Annotated in this window: 18 protein-coding genes and 2 pseudogenes; 4 read left to right on the plus strand and 16 right to left on the minus strand. The window is 63.3% G+C overall.

The window, feature by feature from the left end; genetic code table 11:
* Positions 1-169: pseudogene (locus JO059_RS20010) on the plus strand (IS110 family transposase); the annotation flags it as partial.
* Positions 170-229: 60 nt separating this feature from the next.
* Here JO059_RS20010 and JO059_RS20015 read toward each other — a convergent pair.
* The 8 genes and pseudogenes from JO059_RS20015 to JO059_RS20050 all read right to left on the minus strand — a co-directional run bounded on the left by JO059_RS20015 (position 230) and on the right by JO059_RS20050 (position 6,312).
* On the minus strand, positions 230-565 hold the full coding sequence (locus JO059_RS20015) for a hypothetical protein (RefSeq protein WP_293321897.1): 336 nt from the start codon (positions 563-565) through the stop codon (positions 230-232).
* 2 nt (positions 566-567) lie between these two features.
* The gene (locus JO059_RS20020) at positions 568-1,836 is read right to left on the minus strand and encodes an aromatic ring-hydroxylating dioxygenase subunit alpha (RefSeq protein WP_293321899.1); all 1,269 of its coding nucleotides are present in this window, start codon (positions 1,834-1,836) and stop codon (positions 568-570) included.
* Positions 1,837-1,879: 43 nt separating this feature from the next.
* On the minus strand, positions 1,880-2,623 hold the full coding sequence (locus JO059_RS20025) for an SDR family NAD(P)-dependent oxidoreductase (RefSeq protein WP_293321901.1): 744 nt from the start codon (positions 2,621-2,623) through the stop codon (positions 1,880-1,882).
* Positions 2,620-2,886: pseudogene (locus JO059_RS20030) on the minus strand (2Fe-2S iron-sulfur cluster-binding protein); the annotation flags it as partial. The pseudogene JO059_RS20030 and the gene JO059_RS20025, both read right to left, overlap by 4 nt.
* Positions 2,887-3,000: 114 nt before the next feature.
* Entirely contained in the window at positions 3,001-3,453 is a 453-nt protein-coding gene (locus JO059_RS20035) for a MarR family transcriptional regulator (protein WP_293321903.1), read from the minus strand.
* A gap of 20 nt (positions 3,454-3,473) precedes the next feature.
* The gene (locus tag JO059_RS20040; RefSeq protein WP_293321905.1) at positions 3,474-4,721 is read right to left on the minus strand and encodes an amidohydrolase family protein; all 1,248 of its coding nucleotides are present in this window, start codon (positions 4,719-4,721) and stop codon (positions 3,474-3,476) included.
* Entirely contained in the window at positions 4,718-5,047 is a 330-nt protein-coding gene (locus tag JO059_RS20045) for a hypothetical protein (RefSeq protein WP_293321907.1), read from the minus strand. Before JO059_RS20045 ends, JO059_RS20040 begins: the two co-directional genes overlap by 4 nt.
* On the minus strand, positions 5,044-6,312 hold the full coding sequence (locus JO059_RS20050; RefSeq protein WP_293321909.1) for an aromatic ring-hydroxylating dioxygenase subunit alpha: 1,269 nt from the start codon (positions 6,310-6,312) through the stop codon (positions 5,044-5,046). Before JO059_RS20050 ends, JO059_RS20045 begins: the two co-directional genes overlap by 4 nt.
* A gap of 93 nt (positions 6,313-6,405) precedes the next feature.
* Here JO059_RS20050 and JO059_RS20055 point away from each other — a divergent pair, with 93 nt between their 5' ends.
* A complete protein-coding gene (locus tag JO059_RS20055; protein WP_293321911.1) occupies positions 6,406-7,812 on the plus strand; it encodes an aldehyde dehydrogenase in 1,407 nt (468 codons plus the stop codon).
* A 12-nt stretch (positions 7,813-7,824) separates the two neighbouring features.
* Here JO059_RS20055 and JO059_RS20060 read toward each other — a convergent pair whose 3' ends face one another.
* Complete coding sequence (locus tag JO059_RS20060) at positions 7,825-8,286, minus strand: TetR family transcriptional regulator (RefSeq protein WP_293321913.1); 462 nt, start codon at positions 8,284-8,286, stop codon at positions 7,825-7,827.
* A gap of 390 nt (positions 8,287-8,676) precedes the next feature.
* Here JO059_RS20060 and JO059_RS20065 point away from each other — a divergent pair, with 390 nt between their 5' ends.
* Positions 8,677-9,993, plus strand: a complete 1,317-nt coding sequence (locus JO059_RS20065; protein WP_293321916.1) for a cytochrome P450 — start codon at positions 8,677-8,679, stop codon at positions 9,991-9,993.
* 34 nt (positions 9,994-10,027) lie between these two features.
* On the opposite strand, the gene JO059_RS20070 is transcribed toward JO059_RS20065, so the two are convergent.
* The 5 genes from JO059_RS20070 to JO059_RS20090 all read right to left on the minus strand — a co-directional run bounded on the left by JO059_RS20070 (position 10,028) and on the right by JO059_RS20090 (position 13,397).
* The gene (locus tag JO059_RS20070; protein WP_293321920.1) at positions 10,028-10,369 is read right to left on the minus strand and encodes an RNA polymerase-binding protein RbpA; all 342 of its coding nucleotides are present in this window, start codon (positions 10,367-10,369) and stop codon (positions 10,028-10,030) included.
* Positions 10,362-10,538 carry a hypothetical protein gene (locus tag JO059_RS20075; RefSeq protein ID WP_197508806.1) on the minus strand — a complete coding sequence of 59 codons (177 nt, stop codon included), beginning with the start codon at positions 10,536-10,538 and terminating at the stop codon, positions 10,362-10,364. The genes JO059_RS20070 and JO059_RS20075 overlap by 8 nt, the downstream gene beginning before the upstream one ends.
* A gap of 237 nt (positions 10,539-10,775) precedes the next feature.
* A complete protein-coding gene (locus JO059_RS20080; protein ID WP_293321932.1) occupies positions 10,776-12,002 on the minus strand; it encodes an acyl-CoA desaturase in 1,227 nt (408 codons plus the stop codon).
* A gap of 472 nt (positions 12,003-12,474) precedes the next feature.
* Entirely contained in the window at positions 12,475-12,960 is a 486-nt protein-coding gene (locus tag JO059_RS20085; RefSeq protein ID WP_366516243.1) for a pyridoxamine 5'-phosphate oxidase family protein, read from the minus strand.
* 164 nt (positions 12,961-13,124) lie between these two features.
* Positions 13,125-13,397, minus strand: a complete 273-nt coding sequence (locus tag JO059_RS20090) for a DUF3349 domain-containing protein (RefSeq protein ID WP_293321936.1) — start codon at positions 13,395-13,397, stop codon at positions 13,125-13,127.
* A gap of 367 nt (positions 13,398-13,764) precedes the next feature.
* Here JO059_RS20090 and mmaA2 point away from each other — a divergent pair, with 367 nt between their 5' ends.
* Positions 13,765-14,628, plus strand: a complete 864-nt coding sequence (gene mmaA2, locus JO059_RS20095; protein ID WP_293321938.1) for a cyclopropane mycolic acid synthase MmaA2 — start codon at positions 13,765-13,767, stop codon at positions 14,626-14,628.
* Positions 14,629-14,967: 339 nt separating this feature from the next.
* Here the strand turns inward: mmaA2 and JO059_RS20100 are convergent, their stop codons facing one another.
* Positions 14,968-15,177 carry a CsbD family protein gene (locus JO059_RS20100; protein ID WP_293321941.1) on the minus strand — a complete coding sequence of 70 codons (210 nt, stop codon included), beginning with the start codon at positions 15,175-15,177 and terminating at the stop codon, positions 14,968-14,970.
* 331 nt (positions 15,178-15,508) lie between these two features.
* A complete protein-coding gene (locus JO059_RS20105) occupies positions 15,509-16,417 on the minus strand; it encodes an alpha/beta hydrolase (RefSeq protein ID WP_293321943.1) in 909 nt (302 codons plus the stop codon).
* Positions 16,418-16,488 lie beyond the last annotated feature (71 nt).

A 16,488-nucleotide genomic window follows, 5' to 3' on the forward strand; every position in this document is an offset into this window, starting at 1 on the left:
CGACCCCATTTCGCGCACCTACTACCAGCACAAACGCGAACAAGGCAAACGACCGATCCCGCCCACAATCTGCCTGGCCAGACGACGCACCAACGTCCTCTACGCCCTCATCCGCGACAACCGCACCTGGCAACCCGGCTCACCCCAAATCACCGAGACGGCGGCTTGACTTCTTCATTGAGAGTCCTTTCTGACGGCGATGGTCGCGGACGAAGGCATGCCAGTGCGATCAGGGAAACGGTTCGCCGGTGCGGATCATGACCGCATCGGCGGCATCGGTCGGAACGGGCTGGTGCATGACCTCGACCGCCATGGCGACCATGATCAGCGAATAAATCATGTGCAGCAGGTTGAGCGTGTCCTCGGGCAGGTTGTCGAGCGCGAACTTGTCGCAGTAGTCGATGGCCTCTTCAAGCCGCGGGAAAAATGCGTCGTAGAACGCGTGCATTTCGGGCATGGTGCTGGCCATCCGCGCGTTCCAGCGTTCGGTCTCGGTCGCCAGGCACCAGATTTGGGCATAGCGCTCCAGCTCGGCGAATGCACTGGGCAGCAAGGCGTCCGGCATGATCAGACCCCCGCCGGCGTCGAAGCTTTTTCGCGTTGGTATGCCTCTACCCAGTCGACGATGACCTTGTGCAGGTGGCGCACCAGGATCTCCTGATCGTTGAGCGGGAACTCGTCGACGATGCCGTACTCCAGTGCGGCCTGCGTTCCGCCGAGCATGCCGGCGTCCTGCAGCGCGAACTCCTTCAGCACCACGGCGGCGACTTCGTGTTCGACGCGTTCCCGGGCGGTGCGCGCCGGGTGGAAGTAGGTGTAGGCCTCGAACCGGTGGGTGTTGTACGAAGTCGGCCAGTACCGGTACAGGAGATACCAGCCGCCGTAGATCAATATCTCGGTGTTTGGAAAGATCTGGAAATTGCTGATTCCCCAGGGCTCAATGCCCCCGGGATTGAGGCCGGCCGGGAGCTCTCCGATATCCGGGGTGCGCCACGGGCCGACGAGGCCGCTCTTGGTGGCCCGCTCGATGGGGTACATGTACTCCGGCGGCAGCAGCCAACGGCGCCGTCCTGCGGTCGACACGAGCCGGTGGGGGCCATCGAGTTGGAAATGCCCGCAGGTGAATCCGGCGTTGGGATCGCGCACCTCCGCCGGCACCTGCTGTGGGTGCAGCGACGGCACATGGTAGTACTCCTGGAACGCGTCGGCGAAGATTTTCCAGTTGCTGTTGTTGTGCGCCACCCACTCGTAGCGCTCGGTCAACTTGCCAAACGGGTAGTCATCGAGGCCGGTGATCATCGGACCCAAGAACTCGCGCAGGCTTTGACGCGGTTCGGCATCAAAGTTGATGAATATGAAGCCATTCCACACATCGCAATACACCGGCCGCAATCCGTAGTCCGCGGCGTCGAGGTCGAAGAACTCTTCCGGCTGCTGCACGAATGTCAGCGCACCGTCGAGGCCGTAGCGCCACCCGTGGTACTTGCAGGTGAACTGACGGCAGGTCCCGCGTGTCGCTTCACCGGGAAAGTCGTTCCATACCAGCTTGTTTCCCCGGTGACGGCAGACGTTGTAGAAGGCGCGAATGCGATCGTCGCGGCCCCTGACCAGGATCACCGACGTGCGGGCCACCTCGATTTCCTTGGTGACATAGCTGCCTACGCGCGGCAACTCCTCGACGCGGGCGACGTTCAGCCACGCCCGTTTGAACACGGCCTCGCGTTCCAGTTCGAAGAACTCCGGCGATGTCGAGTCTCGAAACGAGATGGGGCCGGTCCCCAGCTCGGGATAGTGCTCCGTCCAGGAGCCCTCCGAGGGCCTTCCGGACCGCGTCATCGTGAACCTCCCTGTGTCACCATCGCTTTTGAGACCAACCTCGTCACATCACCGCTCCGCCGTTGACGCCCAGCACCTGACCGGTAATGAAGCCCGCCTCGTCCGAACACAGAAAACCGACCGCCGCGGCGATGTCGGCTCCGGTGCCCAGACGGCCCATCGGGATATTCCTGGCGATCTCCTCGCTGGACTTCACGAATCCTGCCTCCTGCGCCTGGAGCTGCATCGGCGTTTCGATTCCGGAGGGCGGGATGTTGTTGACGGTGATCCCGTCCGCGGCGTACTCGCGGGCCAGCGATTTGGTAAGGGTGATGACCGCGCCCTTGGACGCCGCATAGTGGGCGGCGAACGGCGATCCACGCTGGGCACTCGACGACGAAATCATCACGATCCGGCCCCATTTCGCGGCGACCATGTCTGGAATAGCGACTTGGCAGCAGTGAAAGGTGCCCGTCAGATTGACGTCGATGATCTTGGCCCACGACTCGGCGGTGATCTCGGTAAACGGGGAGTGCCCGAACATGCCCGCACTCGTCACCAGGATCGAGACCGGGCCCAGCTCACTGCGCACCTTGGCGAACGCCTGCTCGACGGCGCCCCGGTCCGTGACGTCGGCGCCGACTCCGATGGCCGTCACCCCCGCCGCGAGCAGGTCTTCGGTAACGCGTTGCGCGGCTTGCTCGTTGACGTCGAGAACCGCGACATGGTGGCCGCGCCGGCCCAGTTCGTGGCACGTCGACTCACCCATGCCCGAGGCGCCCCCGGTCACAACGCAGACCCTGTTCACTCGTACACCACCCGCACCGTGGGGCTAGTCGGCAGTGCCTGACAGGTCAGCACCCAGCCCTCCTCCACCTCGTCATCTTCGAGTGCGTCGTTGTTGATCATCCGGGCGCTGCCCTCGGTCAAGCGGGCCATACACGTTCCGCAGTTGCCGACTTCGCACGACGACGGGGGGCTCAGACCCGCCATGCGGGCCGTCTGCAGCAACGTGTCGCCAGGACTGTAGGTCACGGTGATGGTGCACCGGTCGAGCTCGATGGTCACCTCTGCTATGGCGACGTCGGCATCGGCCGGCTGCACCGTAGCGCGGGAGCCTTGCATCGTTGTCACAATATCAACTACTTGCGATTAATCTCAAGTACTAGAGACTAGAGACATGAATCAGCTCTCGATGTTGTCTTTGAACAACTCGTGGCCGGTGCCCTTTTCGACCACCCTCGCGAGCAGTTCACGCAGGGTTTCCTGCTCCTCGCCGCTGAGTACACCGAAGACCTCCTCGTGCGCGGTCAGGGCGTCACCCAGTACCCTCGCCACGACGTCGCGTCCTTCGTCGGTGAGATAGGCCTGCAGAATGCGCTTATGTTGGGGGTCCTGCTTGCGTTCAACCAGGCCGCGGCGCTCGAGCGCGGTGAGAGCCAGTTGAACACCCTGCGGGCTGATCAGCAGACGGCGGGCGAGTTCAGCGCCCGATAGTCCGGGTTCGTTGGAGAGCTGACGCAGCACACCGATCTGGGCCGTGCTGACGCCGTGGTTGCTGATCGCGTCGTTCACGCTGGTCAGCGAGAAGTAGAACGCCTGCTTGAGCAACCACAGGAGGTTTTCGGTGAGTTCCATGCCGGTCTCCTTGTCCCGATTCACGCGGCCAGCTCTTTGAAAATCCGGCCGTCCTTCATGACGAATGAGACGTCCAGCGTGGTGGCGATGTCCTGAGACGGATCACCGGGTACGGCGATGATGTCGGCGAGGTAACCCGGCGCCAGCCGGCCCAACTCGTGGTCGGCCTCGACGAGTTCGGCCGCCACGACCGTCGCGGCCCGGATAGCTTGCATGGGGGTCATGCCGCGCGCCACCAGCGCCCCCAGCTCCTTGGCATTCTGGCCGTGCGGGATTGCCGGTGCGTCGGTGCCGCAGGCGATCCGCACTCCGGCCGCAATTGCTTTGGGCAGCATCGCCTTTGCGCGGGGAAAGACCTCCTCGGCTTTCTTCCGAAGTTCCGGCGCAATCCGGTCGATCGCCATCGCCTCCGTCAGATAGGTGGTGGAAACCAGGAAGGTGCCGTGGTCGACCATCATCTGGATCGTCTCGTCGGTGGCCAGAAACCCGTGTTCGATGCAGTCGATCCCGGCGCGAATGCACGCTCGGATCGCGGTGTCGCCGACGGCGTGAGCGGCGACCCGCACCCCGGCGCGGTGGGCCTCGTCGGCGATCGCGGCGAACTCCGCATCGGAATACTGCTGGGCGCCCGGAGCGGTGCTGTGCGACATGACGCCCCCCGACGCCGAGACCTTGATCAGCTTAGCGCCGTGGCGAATCTGGTAGCGGACGCAGGCGATGACGTCGGGCACACCGTTGGCGATGCCCTCGGCGATGGACAGCGGCATGATCCCGGGCGCCAGCCGCTGAAACACCGTCGGATCCAGGTGCCCGCCGTAAGGGGTGACGGCATGGCCCGCGGGATAGATGCGGGGGCCGATGTGCCAGCCCTGGTCGATGGCACGCTGCAGCGCGACGTCGAGCAAGTAGCCGCCGGTCTTGACCATGAGGCCGAGGTTGCGCACGGTGGTGAAGCCGGCGTCCAGCGTGGTGCGCGCGTTCACCGCGCCCCGCAGTGTGCGATACGCCGGATCGTCCTGCACGCCGTGCATCGGGGCCGGGAGGCCCTCGGGGCCGCCGGGGCCGCCGATGAGCAGGTTGAGTTCCATGTCCATCAGCCCCGGCAGCAGCGTGACGTGCCCAAGGTCCACCACGGTGGCCGGATCCGGCTGTGGTCCTTCGGGATTAACGGCGGTGATGCGCTGTCCATCGATCACCACGACCGCCGGGGACCGCACCAAACCGGCGTCGACATCAGCCCAGCGCGCTGCCCGAAGGACGATCGTCACGGCACGGGCTCGGACACGCAGTCCAGGGTGGAAGCACCGGAATCGGGAACGCGGGGCTGCTTCCAGCACTCCACCGGGAATGACACCATGATCATCGAATACAGCAGGTGCATCAGGTTGAGGACGTCGTCCGGCAAGTCGTCGAGGGGGAACTTGTCGCAGTAGGCCAGGGCCTCCTCGGCGCGCGGGGTAATCGCGTCGTAGAACGCCTTCATCTCCGTCATGGAGCTGGCCAGCCTCTTGGCGTAGCGCTGCGGCTCGGTGGGCAGGCACCACTCCGCGAAGGGCTCGAGGTCGGCGAATTCCGTTGGCAGCATTGCGTTCATACCCCTGCCGTGTTCTTACGCTGGTATTCGTCGATCCACGCCGCCGTCTCCTTGTGTAGGTGACGCAGCAGTATTTCCTGATCGTTAAGCAAGAACCTGTCGATCACCCGCGACTCGATCATGCTCTGGGTCGCCTCCAGCGTGTTGGCGTCCTGTAGGCCGTATTCCTTGAACGTCACCGCCGCGAGTTCCTGCGCGACGCGGTCACGCGGTCTCCGTGGCTGCGGAAAATACAGCGTCCCCTCGAAGACGTGGCTGTTATAGGAAGTCGGCCAATAGTGGTAGGTCAGATACCAGCCCTGCCCCCAGAAAAGAATGACGAAGTTGGGGAAGAGCTGAAATGAATCCAGTCCCCACGGATCGCACTTCGCGGGATTGAGCCCGACCGGCATCTCACCCAAATCGGGTTTCTCCCAGGGTCCGAACAGTCCGCTCTGGCAGATGTCGTCGACGGGCTTGCGCATCTCGTCCGGCATCTCCCAGGCTCGCACACCCGACGTGCTGACCAGCCGGTGCGGACCGTCCAGGCGATAGTGTGGGGCCTCGAAGCCGGCCTCGGCGGCCGCCTTGGAGTAGGCGGTGGGCGACTGGTTCGCATGCAGCACCGGCGCGTGGTAGAACTCCTGGAACGCGTCCATGTACAGCTTCCAATTCGCCTTCACCTTCGATTTGTAGTGCCAACGCGACGTCAGGTCGCCGAACGGGTAGCCCTCCAGCGCCGTCACCATCGGCCCCAGGAATTCGCGTAACGACTGTTCCGGCTGCTTCGCGAAGTTGATGAAAATGAAGCCTTCCCACACATCGCAGTGCACGGGCACCAGCCCGTAGCGCCTCTTGTCGAGGTTGAAAAACTCCTCCTCCTGTTGCACGAACGTGAGGTTGCCATCCAGGTCGTAGCGCCAGGCGTGGTACTTGCAGGTGAATTGGCGGCACACACCGCTGGTCTCCTCCAGCGGCATGTCGTTCCAGACCAGCTTGTTACCGCGGTGCCGGCAGATGTTATGAAACGCGTTGACCTCTCCAGATCCGTTGCGCACCAGGATGATCGATGTGTTGGCGACCGTGAGCTCCTTGGTGAAGTAGCTGCCCTTACGCGGAAGCTGCTCCACCCGGCCAACATTCAGCCACGCACGTTTGAAAATCGCCGCCCGTTCCAATTCGTAGATCTCCGGGCTGATGGAGTCTTCGTAGGACACCGGCTCGGTGCCCAGTTCCGGGTAATGCTGGGTCCAGCTGCCCTCCGGGGGCTTGGGGAAGCGAGCCACAACCTCTCCTGTCCGTAGGAGTCCGTCGGCCCGACGGTATATGCTGACCACCTGAATCGCAAGTAGTTGATACTAGGCGAACGAAGGGGTTACATGGCGCAGGGCAAGCTCATGGAAGTCATCTCACCGCACACCGAGCAAACCATCGCCGAAGTCGCCGCCGCGACACCCGCCGACGTCGACGAAGCCGTCAACGCCGCGCGCGCCGCCTTTGACTCGGGAGCTTGGGGCGCGACTGAACCGTCGGATCGCATCGCGGCGATCCGACGCCTCGCCGACGTCTACGATCAACGGCGCGCCGAGATGGCCGAGACCATCACCGCCGAGATCGGCGCCCCCATCACCTTCGCCCAGCGCGCGCAGGTCGGCCTGCCCGCCATGATGATCCGCGCATTCTGCGACCTGGCCGAGCGCCATCAATGGCAAGAGAGCCGCGCCGGCTTCTTCGGCGCCGATGTACTGGTCCAGAAGCAACCGGTCGGCGTAGTCGCAGCGATTGTCCCGTGGAATATGCCGCAATTTCTGATCATTACGAAGCTGGTGCCCGCGTTGCTGGCCGGGTGCGCGCTGGTACTCAAGCCCGCACCCGAATCACCCTTGGATGCACTGCTTTTAGCGGAGATGATCGAACAAGCCGGTCTGCCTGGAGGCGTGGTCAGCGTGGTACCCGGCGACGCCGCGGTTGGTGAACTCCTCGTCGCGCACGCGAAAGTCGACAAGGTGTCGTTCACCGGATCCACAACCGCGGGCCGGGCGGTCGCCGCCGCATGCGCCGCCAACCTGACCAGGGTCAGCCTCGAACTCGGCGGCAAATCCGCCGCCATCGTGCTCGACGACGCCGAACCTGACAAGGTGGCCACCGGCATCCGGTCGGCCAGCCTGTCCAATAGCGGCCAGATCTGCAACGCGCTGACCCGAGTGCTCGTACCCGCACACCGCCACGACGAGTACGTCGACGCTCTCGCATCCGAGATGGCCAGTCTTCTTGTCGGCGACCCAAACGATCCCGCCACCCAAATCGGCCCCCTCGTGTCACAACGTCAGCAAAGACGTGTCCACGACTACATCCGAGTCGGTCAACGAGAAGGCGCGCGGCTCGTCGTCGGGGGCACCGGCATGCCCAACGGCCTCGAACGCGGGTGGTACATCCAACCCACCCTCTTCGCCGCCGCCGACAACGCGATGCGCATCGCGCGCGAAGAGATATTCGGGCCCGTGATCACCGTCATCCCCTACGGCGACGAGGACGATGCGGTGGCGATCGCTAACGACTCCGATTACGGACTGGCCGGATCGGTGTGGACCGCGGACACCGACCGAGCCTTGGCGATCGCCGGGCGCATCCGCACCGGCACCCTTGGGATCAATCAGGGCTACACCATGGATCCCTTTGCGCCGTTCGGCGGCGTCAAAGCCAGCGGTTACGGCCGCGAACTGGGCCCCGAAGGCCTCGACGGCTACGTGGACACCAAATCTATCGCGGTCTCGCCCGGCGCATGAACAGGATCAATTTCAAGGCAGTTTGATCGCCGACGTATACATTTGGAGCATCGGTCCGAACAGGTCGATGTCGTCGAGCTGACTCCCCAGCATGACGGAGTCAGTGGTTGCGACGAGCACGTGCGCGAACGTCGATGAAGGAATCAACAGGGTCCCGCCGAGCCGGTCGATGCCGGCGACGATGAACTTCTCGAGGGCACGGACGACCTCAGATCTCTTGGCGGCTACCCGTTCTCGTGCGTCGGGATTGCGAACCAGGTACAACGTGAACTCGTGGCCAAATGCGGCGTGCTCGGCGCCGCGGTCGCTGGCGAAATGCTTGTAAATGGCGCCTTTCGTGTAGCCGGCAGCGCGCGAGATGTCATCGAGAGTCGCTGTCGTGAAACCCTTTTCGGCAAACACCTCCTCGGCTGCATCAAGGAGAAGCGACCGGGTGTGCTCCAGACGTCGCTCCCGCGTCCAACGCTCAACCATGCTGGCGATTGCCAGAATTCTGCTGCGCCCCTGGATGTTTCGTTCGGCAGCTCCACGGCGACGGGAAGGAAGACAGCGTCATGAGCGATCTGTCAAGCAGAAGCGACGCACCCTTTGTTACCGAACCACTCGGTACCGTCGCCGGGCTCGGCGCCCCGCAGAAGTCGACACCCAAACCCGTGCGCGCCACGGCCGGATGATGAACCACCATAAGGCGACGGTGAGGCTGGTACCCCAACGTGCACATCGACGGCTGAGCTTCGGCCGGTCGCGTCCCCTCAGACTGGCCCGCCGCAATTGTGCGATCCGATAGATTCCGGCGCGTTTCTTTGACGCGTATCGGTGCTCGCTAGCCGCTAGCCTCATCGGTAGCCGAGGGCAGGGGCGAATATGAATGCCGACATCAAGACCCGGGTGCATTGGCTGTTGGGTTATGGGCTGCCGCGTTGGACGCTGAAAATGCTCGCGCGCCGCCGCGATCCTTTTTCCCAGCTGTTGATCGATGCCGGCCAACCCGGCGACGTGCATCGCCTCGTTGAGCAGATTCGCGAACGGGGGCGTATCTCGGCGGTGGTCGGCGGTGGGTGGGTCACCGCGGACGCGCAGATTGTCCGCGACGTGCTGCGTGACGACCGGTTCCGGACCTCGAAACCGCGGGACCGCTCGCAGTTTCGCGTCATTCAACGGATGCTCGCGAAAACCAATCCCGGCGTGCTGAACGGTGTGGAACCGCCGTCACTGCTTGTTACCGATCCGCCCGAGCACGCGCGATTGCGACGGTTAGTGTCGCGGGCATTTACCCCCCGCGCGATCGACCGACTTCGTCACCGCATCCAAGAGATCGCCGACACCCTGCTCGACGACCTCGAAGGCAACAACCAATGCGATTTGATCGCCGCCTACGCGTCTCAAATCCCCATCGAAGTCATCGTCGAGATGTTGGGCATTTCTCGCGACGAGACATCCCGCCTGCAAGCATTCGCCGAGCCCGGCACCAAGATTCTCAACAGCACGTCCCCTTCCTGGCGCGAGTACCGGACCGCCGTCGAGGCATTGCGCGAGTTCGAAAACTACCTCGCGGTCCACATCGAACGGCTGCGTCACACTGGCGCCGAGGACAGCATCCTGTCCGCCGTGCTGCACGACAGCGACCTCACCGAAACCGAGGTCAGGATGTTCGCGGGGCTACTGCTGGGCGCCGGGTTCATCACCACCACCTACGCGTTCGGCAACGCGGTGGTGGCGCTCGTCGAGCATCGCGATCAGCTCACCCGGCTCCAGGAGCATCCGGAGGGCTGGCCGAACGCGGTCGAAGAGGTGCTGCGCTACGACTCCGTCGCGCATATCGCGGCCAGGGTGGCCACCGAAGCAATCGAGATCGACGGCCACACCTTGCAGGAAGGCTCGGCGATCTTCCTACTTACCGGCGGGGCCAATCGGGACCCGGCCGTCTTCGAACGTCCCGACGAATTCGACACGACCCGTGCCAACGCCCGCGACCACATCGCCTTCGGCAGCGGTATCCATGCCTGCCTCGGCGCGTCGCTCGCACGCATGGAACTGCAGATCGGCCTGCAGGCGCTGTTCGAACGCTTCCCGCAGCTGGCTCTCGCCGGCGAGCCCATCCCGAATGACAGCACCCTGCTGCGCGGGCTGAAGGAGTTGCCCGTCAACCTCGGGCCCGCGACGGTTGACGTTGCCCGATGAGTTAACCGGCGAACCCGTCGACAATGAGCTGAAACTAGCTGCCCCGGCGGCGCGACTTGATGATCTCGAGGCGTTCGTTCAGTAGTTCATCGAGTTCCTCGATCGAGCGGCGCTCCCGCAGCATGTCCCAGTGCGTGCGCGGCACCTTGACCTTCTTGGGTTCGGCCAGGTCACCCCCCTCGATCAGCGTGCCCTCCATGCCATTGCGGCATAGCCAGGTGACGGGGACCTCGGCGTCGGCGGCAAAGGGCATCTCGTATTCGTCGCCGTTCTCGGTGCGATACCGCGCGATCTTTCGGGCTGCCAGGTCATGGTTGCGGTCGACCTCATAGCTCAGGGCCCCGAGGCGACTGCCCTTCATGACGCGATCAGCCATCATCACCCCTCCGCTGATGTTCCCCTTGATCGGCAGTCGCGCGCATGCGACCAGACAATCCGAGCAAATCGTGCTCGCCCAGACCTTCGGGCAGTGTGTAGGCAAGCTGCCGCAATTCGACGGCATAGTCGCGCAAATCCTGGCGGAGCCGCGCCTCAACGGTGGGCATGACTTTCTTCCTGTGGCAGGGATTTACTGAGCGTTCCGATTCGTGAAGCCAGGCTTGAAATCTGATGGCGTCTGGCCGTCAATCCGCAATACACCAGGGGGTGCTTTTTCGCGTCTCCCAACCGCGCCCACCACCTTACGCTGGTGACGGGCCTGACGTGCCGAGGAATCGCCGCGGCCCGCAGCGACTTCACCGGGGGTCGACGACACTGGGACACAAATTCGACCAAGTCCACCGCTAGGCTGACCGGTCTTTGGGCAGAGGTCGATTACTGCGGGTGAGGATTGCCGTCGCCAATCCGCGTCGCCCCATGCTTGATACGTCCGACCGCTTCGCCGCATTCGGGAATCTGAGTTCCGACGCGGTCTCCGGTGCGTCGTCGGAGGTCGCGGACAGAAACCGGTCCGGGAGCGCCAATTTGCAGATTGTCCGCGCCGTGAGGAGGTGCTGGCGAAGCAACGGACCCGTCGTATACGGCAGGTCGTAGGTGCCGCATAGCGCGCGCACCCGCTCGGCGATCTCGGGGTATCGATTGCTTGGCAGATCAGGGTAGAGGTGGTGTTCGATCTGATAGCACAGGTTTCCACTCATGAATGCCAGCACCCTGCCGGCGCGGAAGTTCGCAGTCCCGAGCATCTGTCGCAGATACCATTCGGATTTCGTTTCGCTGTCCAGCACGGACGGGGTGAACTTTTCGGCTCCGTCGGCGAAGTGACCGCAGAAGATCACGACACACGCCCAGACATTGCGCAGCCCGTTGGCAACCAGGTTGGCCCCCAGCGTGCGCCACCACCGCCGGCGACTCAGCGCGGGAAACAGCACATAGTCCTTGCCGACCTGCCGAGCGATCTTGCCGATAAACGCCGTCTTGTGCGCAGCTTTACCGGCGGTCGTCGTCTCGCGCTCCTGCACTGAATACAGGCCATGCAGGGCGACACCCCACTCGAATAGGAGCGCCAGCAGCACCGCGCGCAACGGCTGCAGCAACGCGCGCGGCCGCCACTCCTCGTCTCGAGTCACCCGCAAGACCCCGAATCCGAGGTCGTCGTCTACGCCGACGACGTTCGCGAAGACGTGGTGCCGGTAGTTGTGGGAGTTCTTCCACTGCGACGAGAGACCGGCCATGTCCCATTCCCACGTCGTGGAATGGACCTCTGGGTCGTTCATCCAATCCCATTGACCGTGGCTGATGTTGTGGCCGAGTTCCATGTTCTCGATGCACTTGGCCGCTGCCAGGGCTGCGGTTCCGACGGCCCAGCCAAACCTGCCTTTACTGGTGCCGATGACTAACCTCGCCGCGACCTCGAGCGCTCGCTGAAAAGCGATGGCGCGCTTGATATATGCCCGATCGCTGGCGCCGAGTGAAGACTCGACATCGCGACGGATCGCCTCCAATGCGGCCGCGAGCTCCTCGAGGTCCGTCTCACTCAGATGGGCGTATTCAGGTACTGCAGTGATGGCCACGGAATCTCAATGAGACTCGGGCGCGACGGCACGCGCCGTCCGGGCGGCGACGCGCGGGCAGGGAAGGTTTACGAACCGCAGCAATGTGGGTCCCGTCCGATCTTCTTGGATGGTGGTTTACGCGCGAGCGGCGAGTGCCGGCGCGAGGTCAGGTACGCGGGGAACTACTCGATCGGGCCGCGATCGATTTTTCGTGTGCATTGGCCAGCTGCTGCGATTGCCGTCGTCGCCCGCGTCACGGGAGTCCGGCGGCTCCGGCGACGTGCCCGGAACCACTTGGACCGGAGGACGGCTGTGCCACGTTTTGAGCACCTGCCTTGTCGCCTGGAGTCGGTAGTTGACCTCGAGGCTACATGAACCGCGAGATCCGCGGTTTTTGCGCATGCCTGCCGGTCCCCCGAAAGGAATTTCCCGTGCAGCGGTGATCGGCTGGGCAGGCCACCATTCGTGTTGTCGCTGGCTGTGCTACTGGTTAACCATCGTTGACGAGGTCGGCGAGGAAAGCGGGTAAGCGGCCAGCGCCAAAGTCAAAAAACCGCGCCCAACGCGGCTCGATCGAGATCCGCACCATCTGCTGGTACGTCGAGCGCACGTTGCGTTCGAACTCAGCAAGTTCGGATTCGCCCATTGACCTCCTCGCTGCCGCGAGGTACTCGTCGGTGACGCCGTCGACGGTTTCGAGTGTGGCGAGGCCACGCACCAGCAGGGCCTTGGCTTCCTCGGGTGTGGAGCCGGTGTCGATCGTCAAAGCGACTTTCGGGCGGTACGAAAGCGCTCGGGCTTTCGGGGAGGTCGGTGCCGTGGAGACAACGATTCGTTCGCCGGTCCAGTAGAACCCGACCGGGACGACTCGCGGGAAGCCATCGTGCCCGCTGTAAGCGAGCCGGGCCATGGAGCCGGAGAGCAAGTTCTGGGCGCCGGGGTGGCCAATCTCCCGAGCCAGCTCCTGCTTGTTCATCACATCCGTTTCTACCCGGGCCGGCACGCTGGACACCTGCGGGTCGTCGAAACCGGAGCGGGGACCACCGCGATAAGGCGCGGCCCCACCTGCCGGCGTGCTCCACTGCGAAGCTCACAAGCGGTGGAAAATCGCCGAGCAACACCCACGCCAATTGGTCAGGATCAACGGGACAGCCAATCACCTCTAAGGCGGCGCTGGACACGTTCAAGATCTGCCGCCGTTGCCGGTTTGTCGCTGAACCACGCGATGGTCGCGCCGATATCGGCGATTTTCAACTCGCCGCGAGCCACCAGTTCTCTGGCCACTGCCGCTACCTCGTCCTCGGATAACCGACGCCGCAACAGTGCCAGCAGCGCTCTGCAGTCGGTCTTGGGGATGCCGTGCGGGTAGCCAGCGCGAATGAACGCCACAAACTTCGCCGCCAAATCGCTCAAGCCCACCTCAACACCCCCGCAACAGTCGCTAAAGCTAGCGGATCAGCGCGGCTAAGAGCCTACCCAACGAGCCCCGGCGCTTCGCCAGTTTCGCGGAGATGTGAAGCGCCGGAGGTGCTGTCGCGGATCTATGCACCACGCTTGTTGACCGCGCATGGCCACCGCTTCCCCCTGGTGCTTTGGCGGGCCGCCGAATTCGCTGCGTGACATAGATATGACCTCACTCAACCGGCGCGAGCAACCGACGAGAAAGGTTCCACGCCATAACTATTGGGCTGCGCACCGTCAAGCGGCACCGCTGGGTTGCGCTTCGGCGTAGCGTTACCCGTGCGGGCACAGTCCCCTGGGCCCAGAAGGGCACTAAGACATGGCCGAAAAGCTGACGCCGCACTTCGCCGATGTACAGGCGCACTACGACCTGTCCGACGACTTCTTCCGGCTATTTCTGGACCCCACCCAGACCTACAGCTGCGCATACTTCGAGCACAAAGGCATGACGCTGGAAGAGGCCCAGATCGCCAAGATCGACCTGGCGCTGGGCAAGCTGGGTTTGCGGGCCGGCATGACACTGCTCGACGTCGGCTGCGGCTGGGGCGCCACCATGCGCCGGGCCATCGAGAAGTACGACGTCAACGTCGTCGGCCTGACGTTGTCGAAGAACCAGGCCGCCCATGTGCAGAGGTCGTTCGACGAGATGGACAGTTCGCGCAGCAAACGCGTATTGCTGGCCGGCTGGGAACAGTTCGACGAGCCCGTCGACCGCATCGTGTCGATCGGCGCGTTCGAGCACTTCGGCCCTGACCGCTACGACGACTTCTTCGCGCTGGCCCACAACATTTTGCCCGCCGACGGCGTGATGCTGCTACACACCATCACCAGCCTGACGGAACAGCAAATGATCGACCGCTTCTTGCCGATTACGTCCGAGTTCGTCCAGTTCATCAAGTTCATCTTGACCGAGATCTTCCCAGGGGGCTTTGCGCCGACGATCGAGATGGTGCACGAGCACTCGTCGAAGGCGGGCTTCACGCTGGCCCGCCGCCAGTCACTGCAACCCCACTACGCCAGAACCCTGACCCTGTGGGCCGAGGCCCTGCAGGCGCACAAAAGCGAGGCCATCGAGATTCAGTCAGAAGAGGTGTACGAGCGCTATATGAAGTACCTCACCGGCTGCGCCAAAATGTTCCGGATCGGTTACATCGACGTCAACCAGTTCACCCTAGCGAAGTAGGGAATCGAACGTCAGGGTTAATCCGTTGTGGCGCTATCAGTTTCGTTGCGCCCGACTGGTGCACGCGGCCAGCCCACGCATGAACCTCGACCTCACTGCCGACGATTTGTGTCTTCACCCGCATGTCTCGTGTGTAAAGGCTTCCCACAAAGCGGCCCAACTCCATGTCAATCCGGAGCAGCGATCCGTCCGCCAGCCGACGATGTCCGGTCCTCATTGTGGAGATGGTGCTCATGTTTAATACGACGTTTGGAACATCCAGGAAGTTCATCCGGGCATCCGTCGCTAGACGTGCGCGCGAAACTGAACCCGTCGGCCGTTTCGTCAGGGCTTCGTCTGCTATATCTGGCGACGCCGAGGCATCTGTCGACGGCGACGAGGCCGGAACGCGTCTTTGACCTTTTCACCCGCGTCGCGCAGGTGAGCCGCCCGCTGACCAGCCCTGCCCTCAGCCTCCAACCCCGGATCGTTGATCGCGCGGCCGACTGCCTCCTTGACCTTTGCGGTGACCTGGTCCATCTTGTTCCGGGCTTTATCCGCACCGCTCACTGGCGTGTCCTTTTCTTCCGGTTACGAATAGTGCGCTAGTCGGCGGTTACCCATTTTCGGCCTGACCCACCCCGCTTGGGCTACACAGCGACGAGGCCGAGTTGAACCGGCCGAAATCGTGGAATCTCAGCTGCGATTGGTGGCGGCTCTTCGCCCCAGTGAAGACGAATAGCTCCCTCGATTCCTCACAGCATCAACGACATTCGCGTCTTCGATGTGTCAAGCACACTCCGACCACACGGCGCGGGCAACAAATGTCGTGTTCGGCGATTGCTCGCCGCCATTTGTCCATGACTAGCCTTCCCACGCGAGGAGGCCCGCGGACGAGTACCTATTCGTTCAGCCGCGCGATTCGGTCGATGTGGGCGAGGAAGTGCTGTAGCACTTCCTCAGGCGCCTCGAGTTGCGGCCAGTGACCGATGTCGTCGGCGAGCATCACCACGTCGGCGTCGGGGATCACCTCGGCGTAGCGGCGCGCCATGTGCGCACCGGAGTTCGGGTCGATCGGCCCGTCGATCAACCGCATCGGAACCGCGGTCTGCCGCATGGCGCGCACCCATCGATTGCGGTGCGTGTAGCGGTCGTTGATGAACCGGCCCACCTTGTGCAGCACCCGCCGGCCGTCGTTGTAGTCCAGGATCTCGTTGAACACGTCCATCATGTGCCGGCTCGGCTTGGTGTTCGGGCCGAACATCTCGCGCAGTGTCGGTTCGAGCAGCCTCCGTGAGAGCGGGCTGTTCTGCACGTGGCTGAAGACGTCGCCCAGTGGGGTGCGCGACATCAGCTTCTGCGCCGCCCTGGGCGTGTAGGACTCGATGAACATGCCGCCGTTGAGCCAGGTGATCGAGTCGATTTTTAGGCAGCCGTAGGTCTGCTCGCCGAACTCGTGGCGGGCCAACAGTTCCTGGCCGACGGAGTCGCCGATGTCGTGGGCCAGGATGTGGGCGTTATGGATGTCGAGGCTTGCCAGCAGGGCTTCGTGCATGTCGGCGTGGTCTGTCACCGAGTATTGGTAGGCCACGGGTTTGGCGGAGAATCCCATGCCCATCATGTCTGGTGCGATGACGGTGAACCGTTGCGTCAGTGTGGGCCAGATCGGCGCCCAGTCAAACGAATTGAACGGGTAGCCGTGGATCAGCAGCAGCGGCGGCCCGCTGCCTTCGACGCGGTAGAAGATATCGAAGCCGAGGTAATCGAAGTGGTCTCCAGCGTCCAACCAGCGTTTCAGTTCAGCGTCCATGACAGTCATTGTCCTTGGCTGTGAGGGCGTCGCCCAAGAGAGATTCAATTCGCATCTTGCCGCAACTATCG

The sequence above is a fragment of the Mycobacterium sp. genome, assembly GCF_019247615.1.
In the GTDB taxonomy this organism is placed as follows: domain Bacteria; phylum Actinomycetota; class Actinomycetes; order Mycobacteriales; family Mycobacteriaceae; genus Mycobacterium.